Origin of the sequence: Planctopirus hydrillae (assembly GCF_001707835.1) — a bacterium.
GTDB classification, from domain to species: Bacteria; Planctomycetota; Planctomycetia; order Planctomycetales; family Planctomycetaceae; genus Planctopirus; species Planctopirus hydrillae.
Map to the genome: position 1 here is coordinate 103,480 of NZ_LYDR01000033.1, position 13,042 is coordinate 116,521.

Here is a 13,042-nt window from a genome sequence, read left to right on the forward strand (position 1 = left end):
GCGATAATAACCAAGCTTTGATGCGTTCGCTGCGCCACTGCCGTCTTTCCTGAGAATTTGAAGACGTTTTTGATTCAAATCGCAGGTAACTCTCAAATTCACAGAAAGTTGAGAATCAGCACGATTCGATTGTTCTGCGGTGATTGGGATTACCCGGCCATCACAATTTTTCGTAATATCATGGAGTGAAGGAAGGAAAACGGTATGGCAGAAGTTCATCCTCTGACTCTCCAACTAACGGACGAATTACAAGCTTTTGTGGATGCCAACAGTGGCGATGGTACAAACTTCACGAATGCCAGTGAGTTTGTCGAACACCTGTTGTGGCAGCGTAAACGGCAGGATGAAGCAGCGCAGGTTCGCGAATCGATTGTTGCGGGTTACAACGATGCAATCGATGGTCGTGTCGTACCTTATGAGGGTGATTTAAGGGCTCTCATGAAGAGAAATCCCTCATGACGTCTCGGCAGCGTCACTTCATCCAATTGACACGGCAAGCGCTGCTCGATCTTCAGAACATCTATGACGAATCCGTACTTCGATGGGGAGAACATGTTGCTGCGAAGTATCTGGATGAACTTCAGCAAGGTCTGGAACATCTGCGTGAACACTCAGACCGGCTTGAGCAGATAAATGATCTGCACGAATTTTTACGATTTTACCGAGTCAATAAGCATCTGATTGTTTGTGATACTCACCAACAATCGGTGGTCGTCCTGACAGTCATACACACTGCTCGTGATATTCCGGCCAGGCTCAGCGAACTTGTGCCTGGGCTGAAACATGAAATTGATCTGCTGCATCGTCGATTTCGCGAGCCTTCCGCAGACCAGATATAATTCTCCCGCACTGAATTCGCATCATGTATTCCACGTGGGATGAAAGCTCTCCTCATGACCACCGAATCGCGATGGATCTGGCCCTTTGAACTCACCGAAAAACTCGGCGAAGGGGGCATGGGTGTCGTTTACCGGGCGAGATACGTCGGTAACGATCGCGAAGTGGCACTGAAACTGTTGCCGGATGATGTCGCTCAGAATGCCACTATTCTTGCCCGGTTTGAGCGGGAAATGGAGGTTCTCAAACAATTACGGCACCCGAATATCGTGCACTGCTTTGGTGGTGTCTGCAAAACCAAGCAGCGTTTCTATGCGATGGAACTTGTCGAAGGTGGGACTTTAGCCGATGAGCTTCGCAAGAAAGGGAGATATTCTTGGGATAAAGTGATCGAAATGGGCATGCAGATGTGTGCCGGTCTGGGCTACGCTCATGAACAGGGCGTTATTCACCGCGACGTCAAACCAGGAAACTTCCTCATCGGGAAAAACGGTCAACTGAAACTGGCCGATTTTGGCCTGGCAACGATCTCCTCGGGCCAGAAGATCACGAAAGCCGGCAAAACCGTCGGTACCTTTTACTACATGGCCCCGGAGCAGATCCGCGGCAAGCCTCCCGTTTCTGCCCGCACCGATCTCTATGCCCTCGGCTGTGTTTTATTCGAATTGCTGACGGGCAATCCCCCGTATATGGGAAATCACCCGGCGGAAACTTTGCAGAAACATGTTGAGGCACCGATCCCGCATGTGGCCACTCGCATGCTCGATTGCCCTGCGGCACTTGATGCGCTGATTGTCGATCTGCTGGCAAAAAATCCCGAGGCACGCCCCGCCTCGGCTGCCATCGTCGCCAAACGCCTCGAAGCGATTGCCCTCCCTTCACGCGGGACAGTCGCTGATGTTGACCATCAGGCTGTGACACCTTCGTCGGACAATTTTTTCCTAAAGGCGGCTCTTGGAAGTGCACCAGCAGTGGCTCTTGGGCCTGCCATTCAATCGACGGTCCGCATGGATTCTGACGAAGAAATCCCCACTTCACCTGCAGGAGCATTGAGAACACAACAATCTCTGATCATCGCCATCATTATCCTGGCAGTTTTTCTGATTGAAGCCTGTTTTGCCTACCGCTCGGCAAGTTTTCGTCTGGAAAAAATCGAGGCCGCATGGCGCGAAAAGCTTTCAGGAACAGACTCTGGTGAACGACAACAAGCTGTCGCCACTCTGCTTTCGTTCGATCAGCTCAGTCAGAAGACAGTGACAGCCGCTGGTCAACTCCTGGAACGCCCGGAACCGGAAGCCCGCAAAGCAGGTCTGAAGCTTCTGGGGAAGCCGTGGCCACAATCCTCACGCTTTGCTGAGATCGCTCTGCGACTTCAAAAGGCCGATCCCGAACAGGATATCCGCTATCAGGCCAGTGAGTTCGCCAATGCGATCAAAAATGAACCTGAGCAAAGTTCATCAGGCTTCTGGACTCGCTTGATCCTCTGGCTCGCAATAATCGCGGGAACAGCGATTTATCTGAATCAAGAGGCTTTACTTAAACGCAAAAGCTGAGTCGTGATTGAGTTATCGAGACACTCTCAAGAGCGAGACCCACGAGACGGCAATGGAACCGAACGACTCCTCTTTACACATCCGCCTGTAAATATTCTAAATGCTACATATCTCAGTGGCTTCTATTCCCTGAAGCATCGGCTTCAAGTAGATTCCGGTGAGTCCTGACCACTCTCATCAAGACCCGTTTCAAAGCTCTCTCGATTCTTCAGATAGAGCGCCGATCCACCGAGAATCACGATTCCCAGGACGATAAAGGCCACAATTCGATAGAACGAATCCAGCTCGGCCAGGTCGATCATAAAGACCTTGATGGCCACGACCCCAAAGAGTCCGAGAGCCACATAACGCCACTCTTTCGCGTGACGAGTAATGCCATAAAGCAGCATTCCCAAAGCAAAGACCGACCAGAGCATCGAGACCGCGCCATCTCGCAAACCGGGGCTGAACACGCGGCATAGTTCGTAGATTTCTGCTGTCAACCAGCCAAACAGTAACAGCAGCGCAGTGATCGAATACAGCCGCTGCAACACGAGACGATCTTCACCTCGCCTCCCTGCAATCACAGCACTCGCCACCAGTGTCGACAGCACCATCAGAACGTCAATCAGGCGATAAACCGCATTCACCCAGATCTGAATACTCGAAACCTCGCGCTCCGAATTCAGCCATGCGTAGGGCAAGGTGTATTGAATTCCGATCTCGCTCATCGGATTCAGATCAACAAAGACCAGTTTTCCTAACAGGGCAATCATCATTATGAGACTTAAGGCGAGCTTAATGGGCGATTGCCGACGATTCGAGGCCAAGAGCAGGCCCAGGGCATAGCCCGCCCAGATTGTAGTAATGGCCAGATATCTCAGACGCTCATCAAAGTAGCCCAAGGTTCTGACACATTCGGCATTGAGATAAATAAACAGCAAGACATAGCTGGCCACATTCAGAAAGCCTGCTAGCTGCTGTGCAAACGATAGCGGAGCCAGATCGTTTGCCTGGCGAAGTTGCCGGGACTCACTTTCGATCCCGCTGGTTTCCAAAGGTTGCCGCTGGAAGTAACCCACAATCCAGAGACCCGCTACAGGAATGCCAAACTGAACCAGACGCTCCAGGAACTGCAGAATAACCAGTTTCACTGGCACCGTTGATGTCAGCGTCGATGAGAATCCGAGGGGGAAATCAAACCCGACCAGCCGGATCATCACTAACAGACAGACAAGCGAACCCGACAATCGCAGCAGTTCGCTGCCGATCTTTTTCCCCATCCAGGCCAGAGTGATCGCGACGGCTGCCCAGACAACAGTAATCCACTTCTCGGAAACCGCCAGCGGGATCGCGATCACAAGAAAAATCATCGATAAAGCAGTAAACGCTATCGACAGAGGACGATCTACCAGTCGGCGCTGCAGGAGAGCAAAGGCATGCAGCGTGTAAAAGACAGATAAACCGATGGAGATAACCGCCATCATCCGCTGGCCATATACAGGTTCAATTAACTGATAGACCTGAGTAAAGAAGACGGCCACATTGATGAGCAGCAGCAGGATATCGAGGGCATTAGAACATTTTTTCCAGACAATCTGATACATGAATGTCATGCTGGAAAAGAGTGCAAACATGCCTGCCAGCAACCAGGCAGCCTGCACGATCTTTTCCGGCTGATCGACTGGCAGTGAGAGAATCACAATGCCATACGTTCCCAGGATATTGATCGTATGGATCAGCGGCCAGTAGACTCGCAGCGACATCAGAAAGATGCCCGCTCCTAAAATCAGCAGGTAAATATAGAGTGAAATCACGTTTCCATTTCCACTAATCAGAAATGGAGTTGCGTAGCCACCCAGCGTACCAATCACCGCGATGAGCTGTGAGCGGAAGCCGACTGCCAGAACGCCACTCGTGATCGTCATCGCGATCATCAACCCGAAGCCTGTAGGTTCGTCGATGAGTGCTCGTGTGGGCTCGTTCTCGAGTTTAAGCAGGAACATGGCTGCATAAATACAGAAGTAGAGCGTGGTGACACCTCCGCCCATGAAGGCATGCCCCAGCAGGCGAAACTTTCCCGGGAGCAGCCAGATCCCGCCACCAATCAGCCCCACACCTGTAACGACCGCCATCATCAGCCGGGCGAAAGGTGAAATAAGTCCCTTCTCAATCGAATATTGCAGGAAGAACCCGACGCCCAGGATCAATACCAGAATGCCAATGCGCATCAACCACTGGCTGGCGATGGCATACTCGAGCGAAACACCCTTCGGAATCTGATCTTCGCCAATAAAGATCCAGTTGCGAATTTTCTTCAGGACTTCATAGGCCTGAGTCTCGAATTCTGACATTTCGGTTGTTGCCGGAACCGATTCGACGACAGGCTTCATTTCTGGTTTGGCTTGCGGAATCGCCTGTGCCTGGCTGTGACTTCGATGGAGACTCTCCAGCCGTGCTTCACGCGTGGCCTCACGTGTTTTATCAGCCGCCGTCCAGGGCACAGACGCTGCTACTGCCGGTTCGTCGATAAAGTCCTGTAACTCAGCCACAACGACTGGCTTGGCGACGCCGGGAGATTCTTTGAGATAGGGCACCACTTCTGCAGGGATGGTCGATGGCGTTGAATCAGCGGCCTGAACTGCAGCAGGTGGTAACTCACTGACCACCTGTTGAGCAACAACAGGAACGGAGGCTGCAGGTCGATCGACTTCTGCCGTTGGCTGGGGAACGCTGGATCTGGAGATCGATGCTTCAGGCCTGGAAACAATCGTCGCAATGCGATCGATCTCGCGCCCCTGAGCGTTGAGTAAGTCGCGGAGCTGTTCTGTGCGGGTGAGCATTCGGCCCAGTTGCGTGAGCATTTCCTCCTTGAGCTTGGCCAGCATGCCCACCATTACAAATGGCATAATCAGCATCATGCCCAAAAACATAATGCCGATCAGACCGTAGAATACTTCCATGACCAGCTTCCTTATCACTCATGCCCTGATGAACGTGCCCCGTTTCCGCCTTGATCGAAGCGATCTCGCTCGCAAGATTTCGCGTGTGCGGTCGGCCCGTCCATTTTTTGAAGAGCAAATGCCAGACTGTGCAAAGTATGGAATACGACTGCTGCTGAAGATGACACAAGGTCCGCCACAACCTCAAAAAGGCGAAAAGAAGAGTCGGTTCTTGCTGACTCTTCCCTCCCCAACGCCCCTAAAGCTCTCCCCGATGCCCCGAAAACAGAGCGACACCAGGCGAATTCCGCACTTATCGTTGGCTGCATGTATAAAAATGTCCACATCGACCTGTGGCAGATGCCTCAGAACTCCCCATTTTTCTGCCAGAATTCGATGGAAAAAGAGAGTGGCAAAAGAAGTTGTCGATCGATTAGTATAAAGAATCAATGCCTGCTGATCCGTCCCGCCTGCCCGATCGGAGCCCGCCATGTTCAGCCCTGCCAGCCGCCGTCGTTTCCTCCGCGACCTGGGTGTCTCTGCTGCCGCACTCCCATTTGCCTTGAATTTGCCGAGCCTGGCTCTGGCCAATTCCACAACCCGCAAACAGCGGCTGGTGGTGATCTTCAGCCCGAACGGCATTGTTCCGAAAACCTTCTGGCCGAAAGAGACAGGCACTGAGTTCGAACTGCCCGAAAGCGTGACTCCACTGGCTCCATTCAAAGATCGCCTGCTGTTCCTGAAGGGTGTGTCTGACCGCATTGGTGGCGACGGCGATAACCACATGCGCGGCATCGGCTGCCTCCTCACCGGGATCGAACTCTTCCCGGGCAACATCCAGGGGGGCTCGCATACACCCGCAGGTTGGGCGAGCGGAATTTCGGTCGATCAGGAGATCAAAACCTTTCTGCAATCGCGGCCCGAAACGCGTACTCGATTTGGCTCACTCGAATTTGGTGTCATGGTTCCTGAGCGGGCTGATACCTGGACGCGTATGGTCTATGCCGCCGGTAATAAACCCATCGCGCCGATTGATGATCCTTACCAGATGTTCCATAAGCTCTACGGCCGCATGAAAGATCAGGCCAACCTGGGGAGCATCCTCGATGATGTCCTCGACGATCTCAAGCGGCTGGAAGCAAACGTCAGCCCGCGCGACCGCCAGTTGATCGAAGAGCACGCCTCGTTTGTGCGCGCCATGGAGCAGGAGATCGAATCTTCGAAGAACATGGAGATGGGCCATGCCATCCCTGTTCTTGAGCCGGGCCTGCGTCATGAAAATGACCAGATGCCGCAACTGACGAAGCAGCAGACCGATCTGCTGGTGCACAGTTTTGCCGCTGATTTCAACCGGATTGCCACGTTCCAGTTCACGAACTCAGTGGGTGGAGCCAAGATGCGGTGGGCAGGTGTCGAAGAAGGTCATCACGAGCTTTCCCACGAGCCGGACAGCAACGAATCGGCTCAGGAAAAGCTGACGAAGATCAACAAGTGGTATTGTGAGCAGATTGCCTACCTGTGCCAGCAACTGGCCAACACACCGGAAGCTGACGGCAGCGGGAGCCTGCTCGATAACACCCTCGTGATCTGGACGAACGAACTGGGCCAGGGGAACAGCCATACGCTGGATAACATTCCGTTTGTAATGATCGGCAACGCCCCCGGCTTCAAGATGGGTCAGTCGCTCAAGTTCGACCGCGTGCCCCACAACCGGCTGCTCCTCTCGATCGCCCACGCCTTCGGCCACCACCTCGACCGCTTCGGCAACCCGGAATACTGCAAAGACGGCCCACTGACGGGCATTGCATAGAGTCCGCCTTTGCCTTTCCAGTAGGGTGCATGAAGTCTTCGAAATGCACCAGCCTGGCATATCCCCAGACAACCAGCACATTACCTCTGCAAGCTCAAACTTGATGCCGTTTGTGTAGAGAGTTCCTCTTCTATGCATGTCGATCAAAAAAAGCTGGCCATTCGCGTCAACGCCTTCATGAAGAAGCCGGAGAGTGAGAAGATCTGGGCTGAATTGGAAATTCCAATCTGGGCTGGCGTCCTTTTGTCGGGCGTTACTCTTGTTGTCGGTGCCGTGAAGCTCGTATCAATCATCTGGGCCATCAATGGCTGCAAGATGATCTACTCCGGCTTAACTTTGGAGGCAGTTCAGGGTTGCCGCTCGAAGGCTCGCAAAGACCCGACTCTTCTCGCTGGACTTGTATGCCACGGGGTCATCACGAACCCAAACATCAACGTCGGCGCCGTGTTGGGATCACTCGATCCTGCGGCTGACCACAATCGCCTTGCTTCAACGGCCAAGCAGCTCGCGGAGATTTACAAGACCCAATCCACATCTTCGGCAGATCCCGAAATCGTCTGTATGCTCAAGGACGACGAATACCAACCCTATCGTCGTCGACTCATTCCGGAACGTTTTTGTAAAGTGAAGGAATGCTATCTGTTCGATGTCACGGTCAACCTGGCCGACGGAATCATGTCCGAACACGGCACCGTGCTTTATGCCTTCGTGACGACCAAAGATGAAAAGCCGCTGATTGAACAACTCCCCTGGTCAGTGGCCGCTCCGTGTATCTCATAAGGCAATTCCGAGTTCGATTAATCATATGATCTCGAAGGTAATCTCACCCCTTCCCCGTCATCAGCGGTGTCACTTCTGCTACGGGTCTGGCGATACCGGCGGCGGTGAGCGTTTCGACAACTGGAGCAATCCCTTTGAAGGCGAAGGGGGCTTCTTGCTTGATGTCGGCGAGTTTGGCTTCGAGGATATCGCGGCGCTGGCGGATTTCTGGCCGCCGCAGGTCGACCGGGGTGACAATGCGGAACGCCTTCAGAAAGGCTTCGAACTCGGCATGATGCCCCTTCATCGCGTCGCCGCGTGAGAGCGTGCGGCCCGCGCCATGGCTGGCGCTCGACAGCGAGGCGGCGTTCCCCTGCCCCACCAGGATAAAGCTGTTCGCCCCCATCGATCCCGGCACCAACACTGGTTCTCCCTGATACGCGAACGGCGTTTCTTCCATCGCCTCGAACCCTCGCGCCGGACAAGCCCCTTTGCGGTGCAGGACCACCTCGGCTCCGTCGCGTTCCTCTTGCCAGACCAGGTTGTGGGGTGCGTCGTAAAGAAGCGGGAAATCGGCCTCGCCCACCACTTGACGCAGGCAATCAAGCGCCATAATCGCCAGGAACATGCGGTTGGCAAAGGCGAAGTTGGCGGCGTTGTTGAGCGTATCCCAGAAGAGTTCAGCGGTTTCGCGGTGAGCCTCGCCGGTCGGTAAAATGAAAATGCCGTTGTCCGGATGCTTGAGCTCGGCGGGGTGGATGGCCCGCACCTTGTCACGATAGTAACCGCCACAGAAGTGGCCAATCGAGACCGATCCGGTGTGAACCATCACGGTGACCATCCCCGGTTTCAGCCCCCAGGCGTGGGCGACTGCCTTGTCGTGGATCTTGTCGATCCGCTGGATTTCCACAAAGTGGTTCCCGCCCCCGATGCTGCCAATCTGGCCATCCCGGCTGACACGGTCGTCCGGCCCAAGGAAATCATTCAGGCCAAGAGTCCGGTTCGACTTCAAGCTGCCACGCTGGTCGATGCGATCAAGTTCGCGACCAATGTCGAGATCGTGAAACAGCCTCCAGAGTCCCTCAGTTTGCGACTTCGGCACAGCCTCCAGCAAACCGGTCAGTCCATTTTTGAACAACGCTTCCCGCTGGGCACGCGACATGGGAATGTTGCGGCCTCCTTCGAAGTAAATGCGGCGGCAGGCCGTCTCCAGTTCATCCAGTTTACCGGTGACTTGCTCCGCCCGGAGGGATGTGACATGCAGCCGCATGCCACAATTAATGTCATTCCCGATGGCCTGCGGGACGACGAATCCCCTGGTCTGCAACACCGTGCCGACGGGGATCCCTTTGGCCTTGTGAAAGTCGGGAGTGACGGCCACCTGCGTGATCCCCGGGGGTTCATCGAAGCTCCCCGGCGAAGCCTCCGCGACACGTTCGACAGTCTGCTGCAGACCGAGAAACTCGATCAACTCCGTGACCGCAGCCCCTTCGACCGGAACCTGCTCGTTGGCAAACAACACCGCATCGACGCCACGAGCGTTGTTCACACGCAAACGCGTGGCATCCAGACGTGTCAAACGAGGATCAATGGTCAAGATGGCGCCCACATGATTGGCATTTACATCAACAAGCGACTCCTGGACAAGACTGGAAGAAAAAGGTTCACCCGGCGTGTTATTTGAACAAAAAAGCTTGAATCAGTGATACGCCATTGATTGCCTTGAAGTGAACGAACGGGCTGTACTCTATTCGTTCGAGATAACGTGTAGGCCGACAATGTTGTTAACACTTGTCACCATGTCACCCGAAATCAGCAATCTGGTTGAATCGAGTGAATGCTAATCTCAAGGAGATCGTGTGCCCAAGATGTGGGAAAGTTTCGAGAGACCCAATTGGTCAATCCACCACTTTGGCTGATTGATGGTCTTCCTGTCTGCGAAGAGTTCACATAAATGGTTTACTTCGTGAAACGCGCCGTCCATGTCGCCGAGTATATAGAGAACTTGCGCGTTCTCCTGTTTGGGGCGAAAACGGTCGAACCACCGATGCGTTCGATAGGCCGCGACGCCATCAAGTGATGCAAATTCGAAGGCCAATTGCTCCATCGCTGCTCTCAATTGCCTTTCTACGAGTTCAACATCGAGATCAGCTTGCACTGACCATTGTTTCGGCAAGTTATCAATGAGGCATTCGAGCCGATCCCGTGTACCACGAGAATCGCATTCGTATTCATTCGGTTTTTCAAGAATCTCTAGATTGGCCAGTTGGCAAATCTCATCAAACGCGACGCCAACATTGACATAGAATGTCTTCTCGTCGTGTGACGAGCCTTGGCTGAGCTGAAGATTGACGACCTGAATGACCTTTTCATGCCGACGATGAAAGTTCATCGCGGACTTGCGGAAACCGAGAGGCTTCAGGACGGATGTCACCGCTCGTTTTACTATTTCGTCGAAGAGGACATCCGCCAGGGACTTGCCAGGTGACATATGTGTCGAAGAACTTTCCTGCTACGATAATTGTGAAACAAATAACGAATTAGCCAATCATTTGAGCTATCGAATTATAAACTATGCCGGTGCATTTCGAGGACTTCATGTACACATACCTGAGTATGTGGCAGGATCCAATCACTTGAATGTTGTATGGCCATGTTTCACCAATCAGAAAGTCATGCGAATGAGCATCGAACATATCCGGGCCGCAATTGACGCTCAAGGAAGATGTCACACACTCGAATTTCGGCCCCGGACACTGTTAGAAGGCACCCTCTTTTCTGAAATCGATCGTTTTGTTGAATCGATAAACGAAAACGAACCAGAATGGATAAAATTTCAAGGATTAGGGGAGAGGTGGGATGAAATCAACGAAGCCACAGCTGGCACCATCATTTGCAGAATCCTCGAATTCGACCTTGCATACAGCAGCTATCGAGAGATGGATGAAGCTGAAGCGATGGCAATTCGTGACTTGTTCCTTGCAATGTTTGATGACAAGGTGCGTTTTTTCACTAATGGAACATTCACCAGTTACGGATTGAGTTGTAACTCTGTAGCTGGTGCGACATTCGAGACTGGCGTAATCGCAGTGGATTCGCAAAACATCGGAATGCTTTGGTGCCACGATGAGGACTAGGTGGCGGGCGACATCTCTACCCCGTACCTGTGATTTAGACTTCACACTCTGCTGAAGTAGCACCGTTAAACGAGACACCTTCACTCCGTCGTTACCTTAACGCCAAGATAAGAACACCCGGCGTTTTGCGAAACGCCGGGTGATTCTTTTCATGCATTGACAAACAAAATCGATTACTCGGGCACGTGAGCGGCTTCTTCTTTTCGGCGGGTGGCGAGTTGTTCGAGAATCGCGCTAGCGGCACCGGCGACGGGGATTTTTGTGGCTTCTGGAAGGTGGCGCCATTTGAGTTCGACCTGGCCTTCTTTTAACCCCTTCCCGCCAATGACGACGCGGAGCGGAATGCCGATCAGGTCGGCATCTTTGAACTTGACGCCCGGCCTTTGATCGCGGTCGTCGATCAGCAGATCGACACCAGCGGCTGTCAGTTCTTTTTCCAGTTGATTGACGACTTCATCGACAGCCGGATCGTTCACACCAATTGTCGATATGACGACGGAGTACGGAGCAATCGACAATGGTAAGACAAGACCATTGTCATCGAATTTGGTTTCAGCCATCGAGGCGAGAATCCGGTTCACACCGATGCCGTAGCATCCCATGATGAGTGGCTGCCGGGTGGCAGCTTCGTCGTCGTAGGTGGCATTGAGTGAAACGCTATACTTTGTTCCAAGTTTGAAGACGTGGCCCACTTCGATCCCGTGGACGAGTTCGAGAGTCCCTTCACCGCGCGGGCTGGGATCACCGGCAGCCGCATTGCGCAGGTCGAAGGTTTCGTACTCACCTTCAGCCGTCCTGGGGAGATCGAAATCCCGTCCCAAGACGACATTGGCCAGGTGATAATCCTCGACATTCGCACCCACGACGGCTGGAACGACCTGAGGGATATCGTGGTCGGCCACAAACCGGCACTTCAAACCGACAGGCCCGGCAAAGCCAATGGGAGCACTGGAAACCTTGAAAACAGTCGCGGCATCGGCCATTTCCAGAGTTTTGGCACCCAGAGCGCGGCGAATCTTCCCTTCGTTGGCTTCGTGATCGCCTCGTAAGAGGACAGCCACAGGCTCACCATCAGCCAGAAGGATCAAGGTCTTGATCAGTTGTGTCGGCTGGCAGTTCAGCAGGCGGCACAATGCATCGATACTCCCCACATTGGGAGTATGCAGTTTTTCCGATGCGGGAAGAGCCGTATCAACCGGCTTGACCTGGCTGCGGACACGCCCTGTCTCGGCACGCTCCAGATTGGCGGCGTAACGTGTCTTGCGGCAGAAGACAATCTGGTCTTCGCCATTGGCAGCGGGGGCCATGAACTCGTGAGAGGCATCGCCACCAATGGGCCCGCTTTCGGCCTCGACGGGAAGATACTCCAGACCACAACGGGCGAAGATGCGGCAGTAGGCGCGATAGATCTTCTGATAGGTCTCCGACAGCGATTCGACCGAAGAGTGGAAGCTGTACGCATCCTTCATGAGGAATTCGCTGGTGCGCAAGACTCCAAAGCGTGGCCGTTCTTCGTTCCGGAATTTGGTTTGAATCTGGTAAACCGTCATCGGTAACTGGCGGTAGCTGCTGATGTGACGCGACATGAGATCAGTCACAACTTCTTCGTGAGTCGGCCCCAGTGCCAGATGGACCTGATGATTCTGCCGGCGGATGTTGAAATTGATGAGGACGTTACCAAAGGCCTCTTTGCGACCTGTCCGCTCGAAGAGATCGATGGGCTGGAGGGCGGGCATGAACATTTCGAGAGCGCCGGTGGCGTCCATCTCTTCGCGGATGATGGCTTCAATTTTGCGGATCGAACGCCAGCCCAGCGGCAAATAAGTGTAAGCACCAGCCATTAATTGACGCACATAACCGGCACGCAGCATGAGCTGGTGGCTGGGAATTTCGGCATCAGAAGGATTTTCTTTGAGCGTGGGAATGAAAGACTGTGACCAGCGCACGAGTAACATCCTTGAAATATGGCAGATAGCAACCGGGCTTAAACTGAATGGCGAGCAGGGATTGTAAAGAAGAGACGAT

At 53.5% G+C, this 13,042-nt stretch carries 10 protein-coding genes; 6 read left to right on the forward strand and 4 right to left on the reverse strand.

Features of this window, described 5'->3' with window-relative positions; translation table 11 throughout:
* The first annotated feature begins 204 nt into the window (after positions 1 to 204).
* From A6X21_RS02765 to A6X21_RS02775, 3 genes are read left to right on the forward strand one after another with little or no spacing between them, the layout of a single operon-like run.
* Positions 205 to 459, forward strand: a complete 255-nt coding sequence (locus A6X21_RS02765; protein ID WP_068845978.1) for a ribbon-helix-helix domain-containing protein — start codon at positions 205 to 207, stop codon at positions 457 to 459.
* Positions 456 to 839, forward strand: a complete 384-nt coding sequence (locus tag A6X21_RS02770; protein ID WP_068845979.1) for a type II toxin-antitoxin system RelE/ParE family toxin — start codon at positions 456 to 458, stop codon at positions 837 to 839. Before A6X21_RS02765 ends, A6X21_RS02770 begins: the two co-directional genes overlap by 4 nt.
* A gap of 54 nt (positions 840 to 893) precedes the next feature.
* A complete protein-coding gene (locus A6X21_RS02775; RefSeq protein WP_068845980.1) occupies positions 894 to 2,390 on the forward strand; it encodes a serine/threonine-protein kinase in 1,497 nt (498 codons plus the stop codon).
* A 143-nt stretch (positions 2,391 to 2,533) separates the two neighbouring features.
* Here the strand turns inward: A6X21_RS02775 and A6X21_RS02780 are convergent, their stop codons facing one another.
* Entirely contained in the window at positions 2,534 to 5,332 is a 2,799-nt protein-coding gene (locus A6X21_RS02780) for a DUF2339 domain-containing protein (RefSeq protein WP_068845981.1), read from the reverse strand.
* Between the two features lie 469 nt (positions 5,333 to 5,801).
* Between A6X21_RS02780 and A6X21_RS02790 the strand changes: the two genes are divergently transcribed.
* Together A6X21_RS02790 and A6X21_RS02795 are read left to right on the forward strand one after the other, a co-directional pair.
* Positions 5,802 to 7,121 (forward strand): DUF1552 domain-containing protein, encoded by a 1,320-nt coding sequence (locus A6X21_RS02790; RefSeq protein WP_068845983.1) that lies wholly within the window; start codon positions 5,802 to 5,804, stop codon positions 7,119 to 7,121.
* A 132-nt stretch (positions 7,122 to 7,253) separates the two neighbouring features.
* Positions 7,254 to 7,901: a hypothetical protein gene (locus A6X21_RS02795; protein WP_068845984.1), complete on the forward strand. Its 648-nt coding sequence runs from the start codon at positions 7,254 to 7,256 to the stop codon at positions 7,899 to 7,901.
* Between the two features lie 43 nt (positions 7,902 to 7,944).
* On the opposite strand, the gene A6X21_RS02800 is transcribed toward A6X21_RS02795, so the two are convergent.
* Together A6X21_RS02800 and A6X21_RS02805 are read right to left on the reverse strand one after the other, a co-directional pair.
* On the reverse strand, positions 7,945 to 9,477 hold the full coding sequence (locus A6X21_RS02800; protein WP_240490144.1) for an RtcB family protein: 1,533 nt from the start codon (positions 9,475 to 9,477) through the stop codon (positions 7,945 to 7,947).
* A gap of 249 nt (positions 9,478 to 9,726) precedes the next feature.
* The gene (locus A6X21_RS02805; RefSeq protein WP_068845985.1) at positions 9,727 to 10,371 is read right to left on the reverse strand and encodes a DUF4304 domain-containing protein; all 645 of its coding nucleotides are present in this window, start codon (positions 10,369 to 10,371) and stop codon (positions 9,727 to 9,729) included.
* A gap of 190 nt (positions 10,372 to 10,561) precedes the next feature.
* Here A6X21_RS02805 and A6X21_RS02810 point away from each other — a divergent pair, with 190 nt between their 5' ends.
* Positions 10,562 to 11,017, forward strand: coding sequence for a hypothetical protein (locus A6X21_RS02810; RefSeq protein WP_131818157.1), 456 nt, complete (start codon positions 10,562 to 10,564; stop codon positions 11,015 to 11,017).
* 173 nt (positions 11,018 to 11,190) lie between these two features.
* On the opposite strand, the gene A6X21_RS02815 is transcribed toward A6X21_RS02810, so the two are convergent.
* Entirely contained in the window at positions 11,191 to 12,963 is a 1,773-nt protein-coding gene (locus A6X21_RS02815; protein ID WP_068846045.1) for a proline--tRNA ligase, read from the reverse strand.
* Between the last annotated feature and the right edge of the window lie 79 nt (positions 12,964 to 13,042).

Excerpts from the sequence above, each read along its gene's own strand:
- A6X21_RS02780 (WP_068845981.1), bottom strand. The coding sequence starts at position 5,332 with ATGGAAGTATTCTACGGTCTGATCGGCATTATGTTTTTGGGCATGATG.
- A6X21_RS02765 (WP_068845978.1), top strand. The coding sequence starts at position 205 with ATGGCAGAAGTTCATCCTCTGACTCTCCAACTAACGGACGAATTACAA.
- A6X21_RS02805 (WP_068845985.1), bottom strand. The coding sequence starts at position 10,371 with ATGTCACCTGGCAAGTCCCTGGCGGATGTCCTCTTCGACGAAATAGTA.
- A6X21_RS02770 (WP_068845979.1), top strand. The coding sequence starts at position 456 with ATGACGTCTCGGCAGCGTCACTTCATCCAATTGACACGGCAAGCGCTG.
- A6X21_RS02810 (WP_131818157.1), top strand. The coding sequence starts at position 10,562 with ATGAGCATCGAACATATCCGGGCCGCAATTGACGCTCAAGGAAGATGT.
- A6X21_RS02790 (WP_068845983.1), top strand. The coding sequence starts at position 5,802 with ATGTTCAGCCCTGCCAGCCGCCGTCGTTTCCTCCGCGACCTGGGTGTC.
- A6X21_RS02775 (WP_068845980.1), top strand. The coding sequence starts at position 894 with ATGACCACCGAATCGCGATGGATCTGGCCCTTTGAACTCACCGAAAAA.
- A6X21_RS02795 (WP_068845984.1), top strand. The coding sequence starts at position 7,254 with ATGCATGTCGATCAAAAAAAGCTGGCCATTCGCGTCAACGCCTTCATG.